At 65.3% G+C, this 20,721-nt stretch carries 18 protein-coding genes; 15 read left to right on the plus strand and 3 right to left on the minus strand.

What is annotated here, in order from left to right; translation table 11 throughout:
• Positions 1-112: 112 nt before the first annotated feature.
• The 3 genes from ACVMIH_RS34765 (at position 113) to ACVMIH_RS34775 (ending at position 4,483) form a co-directional block, all read left to right on the plus strand.
• Complete coding sequence (locus ACVMIH_RS34765; protein WP_456864824.1) at positions 113-2,434, plus strand: molybdopterin guanine dinucleotide-containing S/N-oxide reductase; 2,322 nt, start codon at positions 113-115, stop codon at positions 2,432-2,434.
• A gap of 103 nt (positions 2,435-2,537) precedes the next feature.
• Positions 2,538-3,581: an alpha/beta fold hydrolase gene (locus tag ACVMIH_RS34770; protein ID WP_456864826.1), complete on the plus strand. Its 1,044-nt coding sequence runs from the start codon at positions 2,538-2,540 to the stop codon at positions 3,579-3,581.
• A gap of 26 nt (positions 3,582-3,607) precedes the next feature.
• On the plus strand, positions 3,608-4,483 hold the full coding sequence (locus tag ACVMIH_RS34775; RefSeq protein WP_456864828.1) for a PhzF family phenazine biosynthesis protein: 876 nt from the start codon (positions 3,608-3,610) through the stop codon (positions 4,481-4,483).
• 45 nt (positions 4,484-4,528) lie between these two features.
• Here the strand turns inward: ACVMIH_RS34775 and ACVMIH_RS34780 are convergent, their stop codons facing one another.
• Complete coding sequence (locus tag ACVMIH_RS34780; RefSeq protein ID WP_316398899.1) at positions 4,529-5,035, minus strand: winged helix-turn-helix transcriptional regulator; 507 nt, start codon at positions 5,033-5,035, stop codon at positions 4,529-4,531.
• A 206-nt stretch (positions 5,036-5,241) separates the two neighbouring features.
• Between ACVMIH_RS34780 and ACVMIH_RS34785 the strand changes: the two genes are divergently transcribed.
• From ACVMIH_RS34785 to ACVMIH_RS34840, 12 genes are read left to right on the plus strand one after another with little or no spacing between them, the layout of a single operon-like run.
• Positions 5,242-5,880 (plus strand): 2-hydroxychromene-2-carboxylate isomerase, encoded by a 639-nt coding sequence (locus tag ACVMIH_RS34785; protein WP_076830551.1) that lies wholly within the window; start codon positions 5,242-5,244, stop codon positions 5,878-5,880.
• Positions 5,881-5,939: 59 nt separating this feature from the next.
• Entirely contained in the window at positions 5,940-7,484 is a 1,545-nt protein-coding gene (locus ACVMIH_RS34790) for a class I adenylate-forming enzyme family protein (protein ID WP_456864830.1), read from the plus strand.
• A gap of 51 nt (positions 7,485-7,535) precedes the next feature.
• Positions 7,536-8,273: an SDR family oxidoreductase gene (locus tag ACVMIH_RS34795; RefSeq protein WP_456864832.1), complete on the plus strand. Its 738-nt coding sequence runs from the start codon at positions 7,536-7,538 to the stop codon at positions 8,271-8,273.
• 12 nt (positions 8,274-8,285) lie between these two features.
• Positions 8,286-9,467, plus strand: a complete 1,182-nt coding sequence (locus ACVMIH_RS34800; RefSeq protein ID WP_456864833.1) for an acyl-CoA dehydrogenase family protein — start codon at positions 8,286-8,288, stop codon at positions 9,465-9,467.
• 20 nt (positions 9,468-9,487) lie between these two features.
• Positions 9,488-10,618, plus strand: coding sequence for an acyl-CoA dehydrogenase family protein (locus tag ACVMIH_RS34805; protein ID WP_456864835.1), 1,131 nt, complete (start codon positions 9,488-9,490; stop codon positions 10,616-10,618).
• A 15-nt stretch (positions 10,619-10,633) separates the two neighbouring features.
• Complete coding sequence (locus ACVMIH_RS34810; protein ID WP_456864837.1) at positions 10,634-11,821, plus strand: acetyl-CoA C-acyltransferase; 1,188 nt, start codon at positions 10,634-10,636, stop codon at positions 11,819-11,821.
• 21 nt (positions 11,822-11,842) lie between these two features.
• Positions 11,843-12,853, plus strand: a complete 1,011-nt coding sequence (locus tag ACVMIH_RS34815; RefSeq protein WP_253625626.1) for an NAD(P)H-dependent flavin oxidoreductase — start codon at positions 11,843-11,845, stop codon at positions 12,851-12,853.
• A 12-nt stretch (positions 12,854-12,865) separates the two neighbouring features.
• Complete coding sequence (locus tag ACVMIH_RS34820) at positions 12,866-13,639, plus strand: enoyl-CoA hydratase-related protein (protein ID WP_456864839.1); 774 nt, start codon at positions 12,866-12,868, stop codon at positions 13,637-13,639.
• Between the two features lie 40 nt (positions 13,640-13,679).
• Positions 13,680-14,840 carry an iron-containing alcohol dehydrogenase gene (locus ACVMIH_RS34825; RefSeq protein ID WP_456864840.1) on the plus strand — a complete coding sequence of 387 codons (1,161 nt, stop codon included), beginning with the start codon at positions 13,680-13,682 and terminating at the stop codon, positions 14,838-14,840.
• 24 nt (positions 14,841-14,864) lie between these two features.
• Positions 14,865-15,671: a glutathione S-transferase family protein gene (locus ACVMIH_RS34830; RefSeq protein WP_057019206.1), complete on the plus strand. Its 807-nt coding sequence runs from the start codon at positions 14,865-14,867 to the stop codon at positions 15,669-15,671.
• 39 nt (positions 15,672-15,710) lie between these two features.
• Entirely contained in the window at positions 15,711-16,412 is a 702-nt protein-coding gene (locus ACVMIH_RS34835; RefSeq protein WP_057019207.1) for an SDR family NAD(P)-dependent oxidoreductase, read from the plus strand.
• 55 nt (positions 16,413-16,467) lie between these two features.
• Positions 16,468-17,670 (plus strand): ABC transporter substrate-binding protein, encoded by a 1,203-nt coding sequence (locus tag ACVMIH_RS34840; RefSeq protein WP_057019208.1) that lies wholly within the window; start codon positions 16,468-16,470, stop codon positions 17,668-17,670.
• A gap of 16 nt (positions 17,671-17,686) precedes the next feature.
• Here ACVMIH_RS34840 and ACVMIH_RS34845 read toward each other — a convergent pair whose 3' ends face one another.
• Positions 17,687-19,243 (minus strand): glucosamine inositolphosphorylceramide transferase family protein, encoded by a 1,557-nt coding sequence (locus ACVMIH_RS34845; RefSeq protein ID WP_456864843.1) that lies wholly within the window; start codon positions 19,241-19,243, stop codon positions 17,687-17,689.
• A 15-nt stretch (positions 19,244-19,258) separates the two neighbouring features.
• Positions 19,259-20,449: a glycosyltransferase family 4 protein gene (locus ACVMIH_RS34850; RefSeq protein WP_076830674.1), complete on the minus strand. Its 1,191-nt coding sequence runs from the start codon at positions 20,447-20,449 to the stop codon at positions 19,259-19,261.
• Positions 20,450-20,721: the final 272 nt, after the last annotated feature.

The raw sequence follows: 20,721 nt of genomic DNA on the forward strand, positions 1-20,721 counted from the left end.
TCCGTGTTAGCGGGTACCGCGCGCCGATTGGATCATTATACTGGCCGGAACGTTGCGACGGCGCGGCGAGGTGCCGGCCTCGGATGAACCGGCCTGGGATGAAGGAGCATCGATGAGCGAGACCATTGGCCGCCCCGATCCCGGCCTCGATTTGTCCGACGGTTTCAAGCCGCACACCTCGCATTGGGGCGTGTTCTCGGCGCGGCTCGGCAAGGCGGGTCTCGAAGTCAGGCCCTATGCCGCCGATCCCGATCCGAACCGCATCATCAACAATTTCCCCGGCGCGCTGCGCCACCAGGCGCGCATCGCGCAGCCCGCGATCCGCCGCGGCTGGCTCGAGCGCGGGCCCGGCCCGGACGATCGCCGCGGCCGCGACGACTTCGTCTCGGTGAGCTGGGAGCAGGCGATCGATCTGCTCGGCGGCGAGCTGACGCGGATCCGTGACACGATCGGCCCCGGCGCGGTGTTCGGCGGCTCCTACGGCTGGTCCAGTGCGGGCCGCTTCCATCACGCGCAGAGCCAGGTGCACCGCTTCCTCAACATCGCGATGGGCGGCTATGTGCGTTCGGTGAACACCTATTCCTCGGGCGCGTCATCGGTGCTGCTGCCGCAGATTCTGACCGGCTACGAGGACATCACCAAGCGCAACGTCACCTGGGAGCAGATCGCGGCCGAAACCGACGTCGTGCTGGCGTTCGGCGGCATGGCGCTGAAGAACTCGATGGTGGCCGGCGGCTCGATCAGCAAGCATGTCGAGCGCGGCGCGATGGCGGCCGCGCAGCGGCGCGGCTGCCAGTTCGTCCTGGTCAGCCCGCTGCGCGACGATCTCCCCGTCGAGGCCGGCGCCGAATGGCTGACGGCCACGCCCGGCACCGACACCGCGCTGATGCTCGGCATCGTCCATACGCTCGTCAGCGAGGGCCTGCACGATCAGGCCTTCCTCGATCGCTACACCGAGGGCTGGCCAGTGTTTTTGCGCTATCTGACCGGCGAGAGCGACGGTCAGCCCAAGAGCGCCGGATGGGCGGCGGCGATCTGCGGCATCGATGCCGGCACCATCAAGACGCTCGCGCGCCGGCTTGCCGGCCGCAGAGCGCTGATCACCGTGTCGCATTCGTTGCAGCGCGCCGAGCATGGCGAGCAGCCGGTGTGGATGGGCATGGTGCTGGCGGCGGCGCTCGGCCAGATCGGCCTGCCCGGTGGCGGCTACGCCTATTCGCTCGGCGCGATCGGCTATTACGGCCGCCGCGTCAACGCCGTGCCCGGACCGACGCTCGGGCAGGGCCGCAACGGCGTCGCCGACTTCATTCCGGTGGCGCGCATCGCCGACATGCTGCTCAATCCCGGCACCAGCTATCGCTACAATGGCGAGACGCGGACCTATCCGGATATCCGCCTCGTCTATTGGGCCGGCGGCAATCCGTTCCACCATCACCAGGACCTCAACCGCCTGCGCAAGGCGTTTGCGCGGCTCGACACGCTGGTGGTGCATGAGCTGGCCTGGACCGCGACCGCCCGCCACGCCGACATCGTGCTGCCCTCGACCATGACGCTGGAGCGCGAGGACATCGGCTATTCCAGCAATGATCCCTTGATGGTCGCGATGCACCGGATCGCCGAACCGTTCGGCCTTGCGCGCGACGACTACGAGATCTTCGCCGACCTCGCCGAGCGGTTAGGGGCCCGCGAGCCCTTCACCGAGGGACGCACCTCGCGGCAATGGCTGGAACATCTCTATGAGCCGACCCGCAAGGCGCTCGCCGCGCGCGGGCTCGAAGCGCCGAGCTTCGACGAATTCTGGGAGCGCGGCAGCCAGGTGGTGCCGCAGCATCTCGACGACGGCGGCTCGCTGCGCCGTTTTCGCGAGGACCCCCTCGCGCGCCCGCTGCCGACGCCGAGCGGCCGCATCGAGATCTTTTCGCAGAAGATCGCTAGCCACGGCGATGCGGATTGTCCGGGCCATCCGGTCTGGCTCGAGAAGACCGACACGCCGACGCCGGGCGCGCCGTGCTTCCTGGTCGCCAACCAGCCGGTGACGCGGCTGCACAGCCAGCTCGATTTCGGCGGCCATTCGCTCGACGCCAAGCATCGCGGCCGCGAGGTCGCGCGCATGAATCCGCGCGACGCCAAGCCGCGCGGCATCGCCGACGGCGACATCATCCGCATCTTCAATGCGCGCGGAGCCTGCCTCGCCGCGGTGCACGTCACCGACGGCATCGCGCCCGGCGTGGTGCAGCTGCCGACCGGCGCCTGGTACGATCCGATGGACCCCGAGGAGGATGCGCCGCTCTGCGTGCACGGCAATCCGAACGTGCTGACGCGGGACGTCGGCACGTCATCCTTCGCGCAGGGCTGCACCGGCCAGCTCACCAGCGTCGAGGTCGAGCGCTTCAACGGCAATCTGCCGCCGATCCGCGCGTTCGATCCGGCGTAATTTTGCGCGGAGATCACGAACAAATCATCGCTGGGCGCTGGATGGCGCCCACGCGTTCGGCTACGGCATCACGAGATCGCCCCTGAGTTCTGGATTTGCCGAGATGCACCTGAAAACCCTGTTTCACATCGCCGTCGCCGCGACCGTCGCGCTCAGTTCGTCCAGCGCATTGGCGCAATCGGCCGCCGAGCCGGCCTATGGACCAGAGCTGCAGGGCTTCGACTATCCCTATCCGGTGGAGCATTATCGCTTCAGCTCGCAGGGGCAGGAGCTCGACATGGCCTATCTCGACGTCAAGCCGGCGACGCCGAACGGCCAGACCGCGGTGCTGCTGCACGGCAAGAATTTTTGTGCCGCGACCTGGGACGGCACCATCAAGGCACTCAGCGGCGCCGGCTATCGCGTGATCGCGATCGACCAGATCGGATTCTGCAAGTCCAGCAAGCCGGAGCGCTATCAGTTCACCTTTCAGCAGCTCGCCGGCAACAGCCGCGCGCTGCTCGCCTCGCTCGGGATCGCGCATTCGATCATGGTCGGCCATTCGACCGGCGGCATGCTGGCGATGCGCTATGCGCTGATGTATCCGGAGGCGACCGACCATCTGGTTCTGGTCGATCCGATCGGGCTGGAGGACTGGAAGGCCAAGGGCGTGCCGTGGCTCAGCCTCGACGGCTGGATGCAGCGCGAGACGCGCGTCACCGCGGACAGCATCCGCGCCTATGAGCGCGCCACCTATTACGCCGACACGTGGGATGCGTCCTACGAGACGTGGGTGCAGATGCTGGCCGGCATGTATCGCGGAGAGGGCCGCGCCGCCGTGGCGTCGAGCTCGGCGCGGCTCTACGACATGATCGCGACCCAGCCGGTGTTCTACGAATTCGAGCATATCAAGCCGCCGACGCTGCTGTTTGTCGGCGACAAGGACACCACCGCGATCGGCAAGGACACTGCGCCGCCGGAGATCCGCAAGACGCTCGGCAATTATCCGGTGCTGGGCAAGGAGGCCGTGAAGCGGATCCCGCATGCGCAGCTGATCGAATTCCCCGACCTCGGCCATTCGCCGCAAATCCAGGCGCCGGCGCGCTTCCACGAGGCGCTGCTCGGCTGGCTGCAGCATCCGGAGACCGGCGCGACGCTGGTCAAGTAGGGACGGCGAGACAGGCGAGCGACATCATGGCGACAGCGGAACTGGTCAGCGTGTTCACGGTGGATGGGCAGGGCGGCAATCCCTGTCCGATCGTGGTGGATGCAAGCGGCATGAGCGCGTCCGAGATGCAGGACGTCGCCCGCCGCCATGGTCACGAATCCGGCTTCGTGTTGCCGGCGCAGAGTGACGATTTCGACGCCACGTTCCGCTTCTTCGTTCCGAATCACGAGATGGAAATGTGCGGCCACGCGACCATCGGTGCGCTCTGGTTGCTTGCGCGCCATGGAAAGTTGCCGGGCGACACGATGCGGATCTCGACGCGCAGCGGTCCGGTCACCGGCTTCATCAGCCGTGATCGTCATGGCGAGCCGCGTGTCGAGATCACCCAGCCGGCCGGGAAGACCGTTCCGCTCACCACGGCGCAACGCGACGACGTGCTGCGGGCGCTCGCGGTCGGGCCCGACGCGATGGGCGCGGGAATGGCCTGCAATGCCGTCACATCGCGGATCAAGACACTCGTTCCGATGCGTTCTCCCGACGCGCTGAATGCGCTCGATCCCGCGGCCGAGCAAGTCGAGGCGGTCTGCGGCCGGATCGGATCGACCGGGCTCTATCCATTCGCCGTGATCGACCGAAAGGCTCGCCTGTTCGAGGCGCGGCAATTCCCGCGCTCCTCCGGCTATCGTGAGGATGCCGCGACCGGCATTGCGGCCGCGGCGCTGGCGTTCGGCCTGCTCGACTACGGCCTGGTCGCTCCTGATGACGACGAGATTCGAATCCTGCAGGGCAGGGCGATGGGGCGGCTGTCCGAGATTCGGGTCCGCATCGGCTTCGCTGGCGGCCGTGCCGTCGGCTGCCTGCTTGGCGGCAATGTCGCGCTGATGGCTGCGCCGTCAGGCTGAGTAGCCGCCAGCGCTGGGCGCCGGCTTCGCGAACAGCATCCAGGTCTAGTCAGCGGCACGCCTGGCCCGCTCGTGCGCCTTGGCGTGCACGGGTGAGGATTTCCGCGCACCCGGGCCCGGATGCACGTGGACCGCCTTCGCGCTCAGCGGCTCGCCGCATTCCGAACAGACCATGACGGGATCGAACATCTTCTTGCAGGTCTTGTGTTCGTGCAGCATCGGCCGGCCGCGCGAATCGACCATGTGGACGTTGCCCCAGTGCACGATCGACATGATGATCGGATAAAGGTCGAGGCCCTTCTGCGTCAGGATGTATTCGTAGCGCTTCGGCGCCTCCTGATAGGGGATCTTGCGCAGCACGCCGAACCGCACCAGCTTCTTCAGCCGGTCGGCGAGCAGATGCCGCGTGATCCCGAGCGAGGCCTGGAAGTCATCGAACCTGCGGATGCGCAGGAAACATTCGCGCAGGACCAAGAGGCTCCAGCGGTCGCCGATGACAGCCACCGTGCGGGCCACCGAGCACGGCTCCTCCTCGAGGGCATCCCATTTCATCAGCATCTCCTGCGGTCAGCAACGATATCGCTTAGTAAAATTCTAAAACAGAACTAACGCAATTTCAATAGGATGCCTCGCGTGCAGCCGTGACTTAGTCATTGGATGACAAATATCATATTGACAGTTCTAAAATAGAACTTAAGGTCCCGGCTCGATCAACGCGGCGGCTGAGGGCTGCTGGTACTCAAGGGGAAGGGCGTTCCATGGTTGCTCCGCTCAAGGTCGAATTCCATTTCGATTTTGGAAGTCCGAACGCCTATCTGGCGGAGCAGGCGCTGCCCGAAATCGAGAAGCGCACCGGCGTGAAGTTCGACTACATCCCGGTGCTGCTCGGCGGCGTCTACAAGGCGACCGGCAACATGTCGCCCGGCGAGTCGTTGCGCGGCATCAAGAACAAGCCCGAATACAACGCGCTCGAGACCGAGCGCTTCCTGCGCCGCTACAACATCACGACGTTCAAGACCAACCCGTTCTTTCCGGTCAACACGCTGATGCTGATGCGCGGCGTCGTCGCTGCCGATTTCGAAGGGCTGTTCGAACCGTACTTTCGCGCCGCCTATCACCACATGTGGTCCGAGCCCAAGAAGATGGACGATCCGCAGGTGTTCCGCGAAGCGTTCCTGTCCTCCGGCCTCGATATCGACCGCATCATCGCCCGCGCCCAGCAGGACGAGGTGAAGAAGAAGCTGATCGACAACACCAGCAACGCGGTGGCGCGCGGCTCGTTCGGCTCACCGACCTTCTTCGTCGGCGACGAGATCTTCTTCGGCAAGGACAAGCTGCGCGAGGTCGAGGACGAGATCGTCGCGCAGCTGGCCGCGGGGCGGCGCAAGACCGCCTGAGCGGGAAAATTCCTCAAGACAACAAATCAGGCCCAAAGGGCTGTCACAGGGAGGTTTCAGTGCAGGCGTCGACCCAGTTTGAAGGAAGTGTGGAAGGCTTGCCGAACCGCATCCACGAGGTGATCGATCACCACGTCGGGGCGACGCCGGATCATCCGGCGCTGATCGACGACAAGGTGCGGCTGACCTACCGCGAGCTCGATCGGGCGGTCAGTCGCGTCGCTGAGGCGCTGCGGGCGCTCGGCATCCGCGCCGGCGACCGCATGATGATCGTGAGCGAGAATTCGATCCCGCTCGCCTGCCTGCTGCTGGCGGCGAGCCGGCTCGATGCTTGGTCCATCGTGGTCAATCCCCGGCTGTCGCCGCGTGAGCTCGACCAGATCAGGGATCACAGCGGCGCCCGCCGCGTGCTGCTGACCGCCGAGGTCTCGAAGGAGGCGGCTACGCATGCCGCGCGTTACGAGGCCGCCGTGCAGGATGTCGGTCCGCTCCGCGGCATCGCCGTCACCGGTTTGAACCTGGCAACCGTGGCGGAGCCGGTCGAGGCCGACGGCGCCAACCAGGTTGCAGTTCTCATCTACACCTCCGGCACTACGGGCACGCCGAAGGGCGTGATGCTGACCCATCGCAATCTCTTGTTCAGCGCCCGGGCGACGGCAAGCTTCCGAAAGATGGCGGCCGATGACGTGCAGTATTGCGTGCTCCCGATCTCGCATATCGTCGGCATCTCGTTGCTGACCATGACCCTGATGATCGGCGCCACCGTGCGTCTGGTGGCGAAATACGATCCGGCCGCGCTGGTCAAGGCGATGACTGAAGAGGGCATCACGATCCTGAACGGCGTGCCCGCGACCTATCAGCGTCTGCTCGAATACCGGCGCAATACCGGCCTGCCGAAGCTCGATCGCGGCCGGTTGCGGGTGATCTCGGTGGCCGGCGCGCCGCTCGACCTCGATCTCAAATCCCGGGTCGAGCAGGAGCTCGGGCTGCCGCTGCTCAACGGCTATGGCATCACCGAATGCTCGCCGGGCATCTCCGGCGTCCGCCCCGACAATCCGCGGGCTGACCATGCGGTCGGCACCGTCATGCCCGGCCTCGAGGCCAAGCTGATCGGCCGCGACCTCAAGCCGGTTGCGTCAGGCGAAGTCGGCGAGCTGCATGTTCGCGGCCCCAACGTGATGCGCGGCTATTACCGCGCGCCCGACCTGACGGCGAAGGCGATCGACCGCGACGGCTGGTTCAACACCGGCGATCTGGCCCGCTTCGAGAATGATGCGCTCTATATCGTCGGGCGGACCAAGGAGATGATCATCCGCTCCGGGTTCAACGTCTATCCGGCCGAGATCGAGGCGGTGCTGAGCACGCACGACGCCGTGGTGCAGTGCGCCGTGGTCGGCCGGCCGGTCGAGGGCAACGAAGAGGTGGTTGCCTTTGTGCAGCTGATCAAGGGTTCGACCGCCACGGTACAGGACCTGATGGCGCATATTGCCCCGCAACTCACCTCGTACAAGCGGCCGTCGGAGATTATCCTGATGGACGCGCTGCCCGCGACATCGACGGGCAAGTTGCTGAAGCACAAGCTCGCGGAGTCGCTGCGCGGCTGAGGCCGAGCCGTCGCCGCAAGCCAGTTCACTCAAACAAGACCGGAGAACACCATGCAGAAGAGAAACAGGACGGTGGCCGTCATTGGTGCCGGTGATTTTATCGGCGGCGAGATTGCCAAGAAGTTCGCCTCCGAAGGCTTTACGATCTTCGCCGGCCGCCGCAACGGCGACAAGCTGGCGCCGCTGGTCAAGGAGATCGAGGCCGCCAGCGGCGAGATCCATGCCCGCTCGCTCGATGCGCGCAAGGAAGAGGAGATCACGGCCTTCCTCAACGATGCCGACAAGCATGCGCCGCTCGAGGTTTGCATCTTCAATATCGGCGCCAACGTCAATTTCCCGATCCTGGAAACCACCGAGCGCGTGTTCCGCAAGGTCTGGGAGATGGCCTGCTACTCCGGCTTCCTGGCTGGGCGCGAGGCGGCGCGGCTGATGATGCCGCGCGGCGAGGGCAACATCTTCTTCACCGGCGCGACCGCGTCACTCCGCGGCGGCAGCGGCTATGCCGCGTTTGCCAGCGCAAAGTTCGGTCTGCGCGCCGTGGCGCAGGCAATGGCGCGCGAGTTGGGGCCGAAGAACATCCATGTCGCGCATCTGATCATCGATTCCGGCGTCGATACCGAATGGGTCCGGCAGCGCCGCATCGAGGCGCTCGGCCCGAACGCGCTCGACGATCCCGATCTCTTGATGCCGCCGGCATCGGTCGCGGGCGCCTATTGGCAGCTCTATCAGCAGCCGAAGAGCGCCTGGACCTTCGAGCTGGAAATCCGGCCCTTCGGCGAGAAGTGGTAGGGAGCCGGTCAGATGGAGCTCGCGCTATCCCCTGAAGATGCGGCGTTCCGCGATGAGGTTCGCGCCTTCATCAAGGACAATTACCCGGCGGAGATGCGCGTCGCCAATCCGGAGACCGATCTCTCCAAGGAGCAGATGCTGCTGTGGCATCGCATCCTGCACAAGAAGGGCTGGATCGCGCCGCTCTGGCCTAAGGAATATGGCGGGCCCGGCTGGTCGATCACCCGCCGCTTCATCTTCGAGCAGGAGACGACGCGCGCCGGCACGATGCCGCCGCTGGCGTTCAGCGTCACCATGGTCGGCCCGGTGATCTACACCTTCGGCAACGATGCGCAGAAGAAGAAATTCCTGCCGCGCATCTTGTCCGGCGAGGATTGGTGGTGCCAGGGCTATTCAGAGCCGGGCTCCGGCTCCGACCTCGCGACCGTCCGCACCAAGGCGGTGCGTGACGGCGACCACTACATCGTCAACGGCCACAAGACCTGGACCACGCTGGCGCAGCACGCCGACTGGATCTTCTGCCTGGTGCGCACCGATCCCACGGCCAAGCCGCAGTCCGGCATCTCGTTCCTCTTGATCGACATGAAGTCGCCCGGCGTCACCGTGCGCCCGATCATCACCATCGACGGCTCGCACGAGGTCAACGACGTCTTCCTGGAGAACGTGCGCGTTCCCGCCGAGAACTTGATCGGCGAGGAAAACAAGGGCTGGACCTACGCCAAATTCCTGCTCGGCAATGAGCGTACCAGCATGGCCGGCATCGGCCGCTCGACGCGCTACATCGCGCGGCTGAAGAAGATCGTGAAGGCGGAGATCCCCGAAGACGATCCGGCGCATCTGGAATTCATCCGGGACATCGCCCGCGTCGAGCTCGACGTGCTGGCGCTGGAGGCGACCGAGCTTCGCGTCGTCGGCCAGATGGCGCGCGGCATCGACCCGGGACCGGCCGCCTCGTTGTTCAAGATCCGGGGCACCGAAATCTTCCAGAACATCACTGAGCTGACGCATCGGGCGATCGGCAATTACGGGCTTGCGATCCGCGAGCATCCGGTCAGCGCCAATCACTTCATGCCGGGCCCCGACTACGGCCACACGGCGTCTGAGAAATATCTGAACTCGCGCAAGCTCTCGATCTACGGCGGGTCTAACGAGATCCAGCGCAACATCATCGCCAAGGCGGTGCTTGGACTCTAGCCACAAGCAACGAGGATCGGATGGATATCCAGTTCACGGAAGAGCAGGAATTGTTGCGGTCCAGCGTCCAGCGGCTGCTGCGCGACCAGTATGATTTCGACGCCCGCCGCAAGATCGTCGCGAGCGAAGAGGGGTTGGGCCGCAAGCAATGGGCTGAGTTCGCCGAGCTCGGCCTACTCGCCGCGCCGTTCTCGGAAGCGGTCGGAGGGCTCGGCGGCGGGCCGCTGTCGACCATGATCATCATGCAGGAGTTCGGCCGGCATCTCGTGGTCGAGCCGTTCGTCGAGACGGTCGTCGTTGCGGGTGGCTTGATCGAGCAGGCAGGTTCCGACGCGCAGAGGCAAGCGTTCATTGCCGACATCATCGCAGGCACGAAACTTTGGGCGCTGGCCTGGACCGAGAAGGGCTCGCGCTTCGATCTCGCCACCGTCACCACCACGGCGCGCCGCGAGGGCAACGATTACGTGCTGACCGGGGAGAAGACGGCGGTGCTGGCCGCGCCGTGGGCGGATTATCTGATCGTCTCCGCGCGCACCGCGGGTCATCGTCACGATCGCGGCGGCGTCAGCCTGTTCGTCGTCGATCGCCGCGCCGCCAATCTCGATCTGCAAAGCTTCAGGACGATCGATGGCCGAAGGGCGGCCGAGATCAGCCTGCGCGGCGTGCGCGCGGAATTGCTGGGCAGCGAAGGCGGGGGCGTCGCCGCGCTGGAAGCCTGCCGTAACCGCGCGATCGGCGCGCTCTGCGCCGAGGCGGTCGGCGCGATCGGCGAACTGAACGCCGCGACGCTGGACTATTCCAAGACGCGAAAGCAGTTCGGCGTCACGATCGGCAGCTTCCAGGTGCTGCAGCACCGGATGGTCGACATGTTCATCGCGCATCAGGAGGCGTTGTCGCTGATGCAGCATCTGAGCCTCAGTCTCAGCGACGATGAGGCCGGCGTGTCTCGGCTCGCCTCCGGCGCCAAGTCGAAGATCGGATATGCCGGCAAGTTCGTCGCCGACCAGGCGGTGCAGCTGCATGGCGGCATGGGCATGACCGACGAGCTCAATGTCGGCCATTACTTCAAGCGGATTTCCTCCATCAACATCCAGTTCGGCGATCCCGCCTATCACGTGCTGCGTTATGCGCAGCTCGACGCGGTCGCCTAAGCCAGAGAGGCAAGCATGTCACAGGATGCAGTCATCGTTTCCACTGCGCGCACCGGCGTCGGCAAGGCCTATCGCGGCGCGCTCAACAACACCGACGGCCCGACTTTGGCCGGCCATGTGATGGCCGAAGCGGTGAAGCGTGCCGGCATCGCGCCCGGCGAGGTCGAGGACGTGGTGATGGGCTGCGCGATGCAGCAGGGTACCATGGTGATGAACGTCGCGCGCAAGGGTGCCATCCGCGCCGGGCTGCCGGTGACGGTCGCCGGCACCACCATCGATCGGCAATGCGCCTCCGGCCTGCAGGCGATCGCGGTCGCCGCCCGCTCTGTCATGCTCGACGGCGTCGAGATCGCGATCGGCGGTGGCATCGAGTCGATCAGCCTGGTGCAGAACGAGCACATGAACAGGTTCCACGCCGTCGACGACGAGCTGATGGCGATGAAGCCCGAGATGTACATGTCGATGCTGGAGACGGCGGAAGTCGTCGCCGAGCGCTACGGGATCGGGCGCGACAAGCAGGACGAATACAGCCTCGAGTGCCAGCGCCGCGTCGGCGCCGCGCTGCAGGGCGGCCGCTTCAACGACGAGATCGTGCCGATCACGACCAAAATGGCCGTGGTCAACAAGGACACCAAGGAAGTCAGCTATCAGCAGGTGACGCTGGCCAAGGATGAGGGGCCGCGGCCGGATACCACGGCGAATGGACTCGCCAAGATCAAGCCGGTGTTCGAGGGCAAGACCATCAGCGCCGGCAACGCCAGCCAACTATCGGATGGCGCTTCGGCCTGCGTGATCATGAGCGACAAGGTTGCCGCGCAGAAGGGCCTGACGCCGCTCGGCATTTTCCGCGGCTTCGTCGCCGCCGGCGTCGAGCCGGACGAGATGGGCGTCGGCCCGGTTGCCGCGATCCCGCGGCTCCTCAAGCGGCACAACCTTAAGATCGACGACATCGATCTCTGGGAGCTCAACGAGGCCTATGCGGTGCAGGTGATCTATTGCCGCGACAAGCTCGGCATCGATCCGGACAAGCTGAACGTCAATGGCGGCTCGATCGCGATCGGCCATCCCTACGGCATGACCGGGGCGCGGCTCACCGGTCACCTCTTGATCGAGGGCCGGCGGCGCAAGGCGAAATACGGCGTGGTGACCATGTGCATCGGCGGCGGCATGGGCGCGGCGGGCCTGTTCGAAATCGTCCACTGAGCGGAAACGCGGGAGAGACTTGTGAAGACAGCAATCACTGAACTGTTCGGCATCCAGCATCCGATCATCCAGGGCGGCATGCATTTTGTCGGCTTCGCCGAGATGGCGGCCGCGGTGTCCAATGCCGGCGGTCTCGGCATCATCACCGGCCTGACCCAGAAGACACCGGAGCTGCTGGCGAAGGAGATCGCGCGCTGCCGCGACATGACGGACAAGCCGATCGGCGTGAACCTCACCTTCCTGCCGAGCTTCACCGCGCCGCCCTATCCCGAATACATCGCGGCGATCCGCGAGGGCGGCGTCAAGGCGGTGGAAACCGCGGGCCGCAGCCCGGAGCAGTACATGCCGGCGCTGAAGGCGGCCGGCATCAAGGTCATTCACAAATGCACCTCGGTGCGGCATTCGCTGAAGGCCGAGAAGATCGGCTGCGACGCGGTCAGCGTCGACGGCTTCGAGTGCGGCGGTCACCCCGGCGAGGACGACATCCCGAACATGATCCTGCTGCCGCGCGCGGCGGACGAGTTGAAGATCCCGTTCGTCGCTTCGGGCGGCATGGCGGATGCGCGCAGCCTCGTCGCGGCGCTGTCGATGGGCGCGGCCGGCATGAACATGGGCACGCGGTTCATCGCGACCAAGGAAGCGCCGGTTCATCCCAATGTGAAGCAGGCGCTGCTCGACGCCGACGAGCTCGACACCCGCCTCGTGATGCGCGCGCTGCGCAACACCGAGCGGGTGCTGAAGAACAAGGGCGTCGATGAGCTGCTCGAGATCGAGCGCGAGAAGGGCGCCAGGCTGAAGATCGAGGACATCCACGAGCAGGTGGCCGGCGTCTATCCGAAGGTGATGATCGACGGCGAGATGGATGCCGGCGCCTGGAGCTGCGGCATGGTGGTCGGCCTGATCCACGACATTCCGACCGTCAAGGAGCTGATCGACCGCATCATGGCCGAGGCCGAAGCGATCATCCGGCAGCGGCTGACCGGCTTCCTCGACGGCAAGTTCGAAACCACGGCGGCCCGCGCGGTCGCCTGACGGGAGAGTGCCATGACCGAGCATGTCAAGGTTGAGATCGCCGCCGGCGTCATGACGCTGACCTTGCAGCGGCCCGAGAAGAAGAACGCGCTGACCGGCGCCATGTATGACGCCATGTCGCAGGCGCTGAAGCAGGCCGAGACCGATCCGGCCGTCCGCGTCATCCTGTTCCAGGGCGACGGCGACAGCTTCACCGCGGGCAACGACCTCGCCGACTTCGCGAGCCAGGCACGCGGCGAAAGCGCAGTCGATAGCCCCGCGCATCGCTTCATCGAGACCATCAGCAAGGTCGGCAAGCCGCTGGTCGCCGCCGTGCAGGGCAATGCGGTCGGCGTCGGCACCACCATGCTGCTGCATTGCGACCTGGTCTATCTTGCCGAGAATGCGCGGCTGATCACGCCGTTCGTCAACCTCGCTCTGGTTCCGGAAGCGGCGTCGAGCTGGCTGCTCCCCTTGAGGATCGGACACGCGCGGGCCTATGCGATGTTCGCGCTCGGCGAGCCGATGGATGCGCAGGGTGCGCTGGCATCTGGTCTCGCCAACGCCGTGGTGCCGCAGGCCGATCTGCGCAAGAGGGCGCATGACGCGGCTGTCGCACTGACCAGGCGGCCGGCGGGGTCGCTCAGCATGACCAAGAAGCTGATGCGCGAGCAGCAACGGATCGCGGCGCAGATCGCCGAGGAAGGCGTGCTGTTCAAGGAGCGGCTGACGACGCCCGAGGCGCGCGAAGCCTTTGCCGCCTTCGCCGAACGGCGTCAGCCTGATTTCACCAAGCTGTCGGCCTGACCGACAGCGGAACTCACGGACACATCGAGGGAGTGAAAGCATGCGCGTCACCGGCAGCCATCAATACCCGACCATGGAATCCGTGATCTACGGCAAGCCGGCGGCCGAAGCGCTGCGCGAGGAGGCCGAGCGGCTGGATGCCAGGCGCGTCTATCTGATCGCCAGCCGGACGTTGAACACCACGACCGACGAGATCGGGAAAATCCGTCAAGCCCTCGGCGACCGCCACGCCGCGACCTTCGACGGCGTGCCGCAGCACACGACGCGGGACGTGGTGACGCAGATCGCGCGGCAAGCCGGCGAGGCCAAGGCGGACCTCGTCGTCGCGATCGGCGGCGGCTCGGTGGTCGATGCGGCGAAGATCGTGCTGATGTGCATGGAGCACGAGATCTTCGAGCCTGATGGCCTCGACGGCTTCGAGACCACGCCGGACCGCCGCTTCGGGCCGTTCCGCACGCCGAAAGTGCGCATGATCGCGATCCCCAGCACGCTCTCCGGCGGCGAATACAATTCCGGCGCGCTGGTCACCGATACCAGCCGCAAGCTGAAGCAGATCTTCAACCACCCGATGATGATGCCGCGCAGCATCATCCTCGATCCCGCGATCACGAAATATACACCGGAGAAGCTCTGGCTCGGTTCCGGGACGCGGGCGATGGATCACGGCATCGAGGCGATCTGCTCCAGCCGCCCCAACGTGCTGGTCGATGCGGTGTGCCAGCAGGGGCTGCGCTATCTGCACGACGGTCTGCTGCGCACCAAGGCCTACCCCGACGACGCGGCGGCGCGGCTGAGCTGCCAGCTCGGCTCCTGGCTGTCGGCGTTCGGATTGCAGTCGCGGGTGCCGATGGGCGCCAGTCATGCCATCGGCCATGTGCTCGGCGGCACCTGCGATGTGCCGCATTATTTCTGCACGGCGGTGATGATGCCGAGCGTGCTGCGCTACAACCGCCCGGCGACGGAGGCAGCCCAGCAATCGATCGCCGCCGCGCTCGGCGCGCCGGGGCGCGACGCCGGCGAGGCGTTTGCGGCGTTCATCGCGGAGCTCGGCCTGCCGCGCCGGCTTGCCGATGTCGGCGTCGGCGAGGACCGGTTTGAGCTGATCGGCCGGAACGCCATGCTGTCGATCTTCACGCGGGCCAACCCGCAGCCGATCCGCGAGCCCGCCGACGTCGTCAAGATCCTGAAGCTGGCCGCCTGAGGCATCAGCACCGGAGCAGCCGCCATGGCCGCCTTGCGCATCTTCTCCTATCTGCCGAACCCACGGGTCTGGAAGGCGACCATCGCGGCGCGGTTCTGCGGCGTCGACGTCGAGGTCAGGGGCGCGTCCGGCAAGGAGTTGCGGGACTGGTTGTGGGACTATGATGCCCGCCCGCTGGCGGAGCATGAGCGCGCCTCGCTGTCGTCGCTGGCACGGACCGGGCGGGTCGGACTGACCGGGGCGCAACTGTTCAAGACCGATGCGTTCATGGCGGCGCAGCCGTTCGGTAATGTGCCGGCCGCGTTCGGCGCCGACGGCAAGGTCGGCATCTTCGAATCGAACAGCATCATGCGCGCGGTGGCGCGGCTCGGCGAGGCCACGTTCCCGCTCTACGGGCGCGACGCCTTTGAGGCGTCGCGGATCGACAGTTTTCTCGATGTCAGCCTGGTGTTCGCGCGGGACTCGCAAATCTACCTGCTGGCGCTCTCGGGCGGCACGGTCGATGCGGCCATTCATGCGCGCGCCAAGGATGCGTTCGCGATCTATGCGTCCGGCATCGAGCAGGCGCTGTCGCCGCGGCGGGAGGCGCTGGTCGGGAACGGCATCTCGATTGCCGACATCTGCTTTGCCGCCGAACTCGCGCTGTTCATGAATGAACATGCGCGGACCGAGCAGCTGCAAAAGCAAGGATTGGCGAAAATTCTGCACCCGGGCGTGCAGGATGAGTATCCGCTGATGTTTGCGCACTTTGGCCGCCTGATCGCGCATGAGCATGTCGGGCCGGACCTCAAGCCCTATGTCGAGAAGCTGCTGTCGAAGGCGGCCGCCTGACCATGAAGGCCATGAGCCGCAACGCGGAGGGTTGATCGCATGACCGCACCTGTCTCTCTGATATCCGGCGTTGGGCCCGGCACCGGTTCGGCGCTCGCCAGGAGATTCACTGAGGGCGGCTATCGCGTCGCGCTTCTCGCCAGGAACGAGGCGCGCCTCGCCGCGCTCGAAAAGCAGCTGCCGGGCGCAAAGGCCTATCGGTGCGACGTGTCCGATCCCGCGCAGGTCGAGGCGGTGGCCTCCGCCGTGGAGCGCGATCTCGGCAATCCCGCCGTGGTCATTCATAACGCCGTCGGCGGGGCGTTCGGCACCTTCCGCGAGATCGATCCAGAGATTCTCAATCGCAACTTCCAGGTCAACACGATGGGATTGCTGTACCTGGCACGGCGATTTGCCCCGGCGATGATTGCTGCCGGCAAGGGCGCCATCGTCGCGACCGGCAATACGTCGGCGTTGCGCGGCAAGGCTGGCTTCGCGGGGTTCGCGCCGACCAAGGCGGCACAGCGGATTCTCGCCGAGGCGATGGCCCGCGATCTGGGGCCGCAAGGTGTTCACGTCGCCTATCTCGTGATCGATGCCGTGATCGATCTGGAGTGGACGCGCAAGCGCTGGCCGGATCGGCCGGACGACTTCTTCATCAAGCCGAAAGCGATCGCCGACGAGGTCTGGCACGTCGCCCATCAGGATCGCAGCGCGTGGTCGTTCAATGTCGAGATCAGGCCGTTCGGCGAAGCCTGGTAGCGCGGCGCGCCGATCGCAAGAGTTGGTCAATTCATAAAAGCTCAGGAGGAATTTCATGTTGTTGAAGACGCTTGCCGTGTCCGTTGCGATGCTCGCGGCGCTTGCCGCGGCTCCAGTCCGCGCCGAAACGCCGGGGGTATCGGAATCGGAGATCAAGGTCGGGGCGACGTTCCCGTTCAGCGGCCCGGCGTCTCCGCTCAGCAACACCGGCAAGGGCCTGATCGCCTACGTCCATTCCGTCAATGACCGCGGCGGCATCAACGGCCGCAAGATCAACCTCGTCACCTATGACGATGCCTACACGCCGCCCAAGGCCGTGGAGCAGACCCGCAAGCTGATCGAGAGCGACGAGGTGGCGTTCCTGTTCAGCCCGCTCGGCACGCCCGGCATCGGTGCGACCATCAAATACGTCACCGCGAAGAAGGTGCCGCATCTGTTCGTCGTCAGCGGTGCGACCAAGTTTGCGAACTTCACCGAGTTTCCGCTGACCACCACGGGGCTGCCGAGCTACAACACCGAAGGAAAGATCTACGCCAAATACATCACGCAGACGGCGCCCGATGCGAAGATCGCGATCCTCTACCAGAACGACGATCTCGGCCGCGATTTCGTCGCCGCGTTCAAGGAGGTGTTGAAGGCTGATTTCGACAAGAAGGTGGTGACGTCTCCCTATGAGGTCACCGAGCCGACCATCGAATCCCGCGTGGTGACGTTGAAGGCGTCGGGTGCGCAGGCGTTCCTGATCGCCGGCACACCGAAATTCGTGGCCCAGGCGATCAAGAAGGCGAACGAGATCGGCTGGTCGCCGCTGACCATCGTCAACTATGTGTCGAGCTCGGTGTCCGCGACCATCGTGCCGGCGGGCGCGGACAAGGCGGTGGGCGTTGTCGTGGCGACCATCACCAAGGATCCGAACGACAAGAAGTGGGCCGACGATCCCGGCATGAAATGGTATCGCGCCCATTTCGAGAAATATCTCCCAGGCGCCGATATCGGCGACAACAACTATCTGTTCGGCACCCAGCAGGGCCAGATCCTGGAGCAGGTGCTGAAGCAGTGCGGTGACGACCTGTCGCGCGAGAACATCGTGAAGCAGGCGCGCAACATCAGAGGGCTCGTGCTGCCGACGCTGATGCCGGGCATCGCCATCAACACAGGCCCCGACAACAGCATGGCCTATACGCAGCTTCAGCTGCAACGCTGGACCGGAAGCTCATGGGAACAGTTCGGCGGCGTGCTGAGTGCCGACCTGAACTGAACCGGGTCGACCGAGGCTAGTGGAGCCGTCGCGCGATCGGCTTCGCCAGCGTGCCTTGCCACTCCCGCTGGGCTGGTCGGTCGCTTGACCGCAGGCTGTTCAGCAAGGCGGTGGTCTTCGGCTGGACCCGCGAGCCGTCGATCACCTCGAGCCGGCCGCAGCGGTTGAGCGTGTGCAGCTTGCGTCCGGTCCACAGCGGCCCGGGTTTGAGCAGATGGCGCACGGCCTGCCGGTAGGTCGTCGGCGACAGTTCGAGCACTTCCGCAAGTCCGAGCGCCGCGCCGTATCCGTTGCTGCAGTCCTGCACCGGCCGCCACAGCTTGCCGTTGATGGTCACGAAATTGCCGGCCGGCCGCGTCGTCGCGCGATCCATCAGGATCGGATTGCTTGCATGCGGCCGCCACGGCCCGAACAATTGCTCGGCGTAATAGATCGCCAGCGTGTCGGAATATCCGCCGGTGCCGTCGCGCCAGGCTCCGAACATGTAGTAGAGGCCGTCATGCTGCGTGATGGTCGCGTCGGCGAGTTCGAGCCCGGACAGCAGCGTGCCCTGCCGTTCCCACTTGTCGGGAAAGCGAACGCATTTGTAGATCGGGACATCGCGATGCGCGGTGCTTTCCGGGATCATCCACAGCTCGCCATTGTTCTCGATCAGGAACGGGTAGGACAGGTGCCACGGTTCTTCGAGCACCGGCAGCACCGTGCCGACCGGACCGTTGCCGTCGAATTCGATCGCGGAGATGATGCCCTTGCCGGTTCGGTGGTCGAGGTCCTCGAAGAACACGAACGTCCTGCCCTGCCATTTCACCGGGACGGGATCGGCATAGAAGTGATTGCCGGGATCGCCGAGCACGCTCCAGGCAGGTCCCGACAGGTCACCGGTCCGCCAGATATCCGCGTCGTCGGCGTAGCGCCAGCCGACATGCCAATGCGGCGCGTAGCAGCAAAGACGATAGATCTCCTTCGCGATCGAGGTCGCGACGCCGCGCAGGACAAAGGGCGCGGGATTTCCCGGCGCGCTGCCGGTCGCCGGCACAGCGAGTTGCGGCACCAGCCGCGGAGCCCCGGACAGGATCGGCGGCAGCATGGACAGGGTGCGCGCCATCACCGTTTCGAGCCCGCCGCTCAGGCCGGTGGCGATTTCCGCCGAGGGATGGCCGCGGTCCATGACCGTGCCGTCGAGCTCGTTGACGATTTCAATCACCGGCAGGTCGCCGGCGAGAATGGCGGCCAGTGCGGCGGCTTCGCCCGCCTGTCCGTTGAAGTGTGGACGGAGGTAGAGCCTGGCGGAGCAGTTCGGGTCCCGCTCGGCAGTGGTGAAGTCGACCACCACATCGGGGTTGCCCATGCGCGGCCGTTCCGCAATCGTCTTCAGCCTGTCGACATCACCCGCCTTGCCCTTGCGCAGCACGATGCGTTCGAGCTCGAACAGCATGTCGAGGCCGGCGGGCCTCGGCCCCGGCGTCGTCGTCCAGGCGATCTGAACGGGAATATCCTGATCGCTGACGCGCAGCGTCTCGCGACGCATCCAGAGTCGCGCCTGCGCGCGATCGCAGCGAAACTCGATAATCATGTCCAGCCCAATTTCCTAGTGCGCGTCCACTCCCACGGCATTGCCGAGAATGCGGACGTATTCCTCTATCATGGCATCCAACGAATAACGCGACTTCAGGCCCACGGCACTTTGCCGCAGCTGGTCGCTCAACAAACGATCGGTCAGGACTTTCGACACGGCGGCCGAAAACTCGGCCTCGTTAGCCGCGTCAACGAAGACCGCCGCGGGCTGTCCCTGGTAGGACAGCACCTCGCGCAGCACGGGAAGATCGTTGACGACGCAGGGAATGCCGGCGCTCGCGGCTTCAACAGCGGCAAGGCCGAAGGTTTCGGCCTGCGTCGGAAATACAAAGACGTCGAGGCACGCCAGGAATTCGGCCATCTGGCGCGGTGGGATCTCGCCGATGAAGTGCAGTCGATCCGCGACTTTCAGCTCGCTCGCCAGGGCTCGCAGCCGTTCCTCGTCCGCTCCTTGTCCGGCAAGGGCAAGATGCCAGGATTGGTCGGCGGCCAGCAGGCGAATTGCCGCATCGAGCCGCTTGTGCGGATGCAGCCTTGCCGCGCAGCCAAGCAGCGTGCGATCCGGCGGCAACCTGAACTGCTGCCGCGCGACGTTCTTTGGCAGGCTGTGCGACTTGTCGTCGAAGCCGTGCGGGACGTGCGTCATGCGCGCGCGATAGGTCGCGGGGTAGCGGGCGTATTCACGCTCCATGTCCCGCGAGTTCAGCGTGATGCACTGGAAGAAGCCGGTCGAGCCCATGAAGATGTCGGCGGCGCGCACCGGCATGCTCATCGACATCGCCGAGGATACCTGATTGGCGATGACCGGAGCGCGGCAGACGAGCCGCGACACGCCTCCGCCGATCACATTGCCGAAGTGCTGGAAGGTCAGCACGACATCGGGCCTGATGGTCCTGAGATGACCGGCGAGCGTCCACAGCATCCGCAGCAGGGCCAGGGGATTTCCCGGGCGGGTCTGCGCGCAATAGAAAGTATTGGGCGGCTCGTCGAAGGAATCCGATTTGCGGAAGAAGAACAGGTTGGCGACGTCATAGCCGCGCGCGGAGAGGCCCGCGCCGAGCAGCCGCGATATCTCCTGCGCGCCGGCGTTCTCGGCCTGGGTCTGTACCAGGACGACACGCAGCTTTGGCTTGCTCTCGTTCGGTCGATCGCGTGATGCGGTCGATGCCTCGCGCAATTCTGTGCTTGGCCTGTAATGAAGCACGGCTTCCTCACCCGTCGAAGGAGTGAAATCGTCTCCCTCGCTATTGCGCGCGTACTTATCACGCGAAGCGCGCTCGTAGATCGAGTAGCGCGTGTTGAGGTTACTGCTCATTTAGTGCGATCAGACATTGCCAGCAATCGAGAGCCATTGTTTCACACATAGGGTACAGCTGGCTCGTTAACTAATTGGTTACGTCCGCATGAGGAGGGGGGTAACCGTGGATTAACCATAGATATTTACGTTGGAGCAGCACTGTCAGTTGAATTCGAGTA

It is taken from the genome of Bradyrhizobium sp. USDA 4503 (assembly GCF_054055815.1).

What these genes read in the sequence shown, in the direction of transcription:
- ACVMIH_RS34765 (WP_456864824.1), top strand. Translation starts at nt 113, where the DNA reads ATGAGCGAGACCATTGGCCGCCCCGATCCCGGCCTCGATTTGTCCGAC.
- ACVMIH_RS34770 (WP_456864826.1), top strand. Translation starts at nt 2,538, where the DNA reads ATGCACCTGAAAACCCTGTTTCACATCGCCGTCGCCGCGACCGTCGCG.
- ACVMIH_RS34775 (WP_456864828.1), top strand. Translation starts at nt 3,608, where the DNA reads ATGGCGACAGCGGAACTGGTCAGCGTGTTCACGGTGGATGGGCAGGGC.
- ACVMIH_RS34780 (WP_316398899.1), bottom strand. Translation starts at nt 5,035, where the DNA reads ATGAAATGGGATGCCCTCGAGGAGGAGCCGTGCTCGGTGGCCCGCACG.
- ACVMIH_RS34785 (WP_076830551.1), top strand. Translation starts at nt 5,242, where the DNA reads ATGGTTGCTCCGCTCAAGGTCGAATTCCATTTCGATTTTGGAAGTCCG.
- ACVMIH_RS34795 (WP_456864832.1), top strand. Translation starts at nt 7,536, where the DNA reads ATGCAGAAGAGAAACAGGACGGTGGCCGTCATTGGTGCCGGTGATTTT.
- ACVMIH_RS34800 (WP_456864833.1), top strand. Translation starts at nt 8,286, where the DNA reads ATGGAGCTCGCGCTATCCCCTGAAGATGCGGCGTTCCGCGATGAGGTT.
- ACVMIH_RS34805 (WP_456864835.1), top strand. Translation starts at nt 9,488, where the DNA reads ATGGATATCCAGTTCACGGAAGAGCAGGAATTGTTGCGGTCCAGCGTC.
- ACVMIH_RS34810 (WP_456864837.1), top strand. Translation starts at nt 10,634, where the DNA reads ATGTCACAGGATGCAGTCATCGTTTCCACTGCGCGCACCGGCGTCGGC.
- ACVMIH_RS34820 (WP_456864839.1), top strand. Translation starts at nt 12,866, where the DNA reads ATGACCGAGCATGTCAAGGTTGAGATCGCCGCCGGCGTCATGACGCTG.
- ACVMIH_RS34825 (WP_456864840.1), top strand. Translation starts at nt 13,680, where the DNA reads ATGCGCGTCACCGGCAGCCATCAATACCCGACCATGGAATCCGTGATC.
- ACVMIH_RS34830 (WP_057019206.1), top strand. Translation starts at nt 14,865, where the DNA reads ATGGCCGCCTTGCGCATCTTCTCCTATCTGCCGAACCCACGGGTCTGG.
- ACVMIH_RS34835 (WP_057019207.1), top strand. Translation starts at nt 15,711, where the DNA reads ATGACCGCACCTGTCTCTCTGATATCCGGCGTTGGGCCCGGCACCGGT.
- ACVMIH_RS34840 (WP_057019208.1), top strand. Translation starts at nt 16,468, where the DNA reads ATGTTGTTGAAGACGCTTGCCGTGTCCGTTGCGATGCTCGCGGCGCTT.
- ACVMIH_RS34845 (WP_456864843.1), bottom strand. Translation starts at nt 19,243, where the DNA reads ATGATTATCGAGTTTCGCTGCGATCGCGCGCAGGCGCGACTCTGGATG.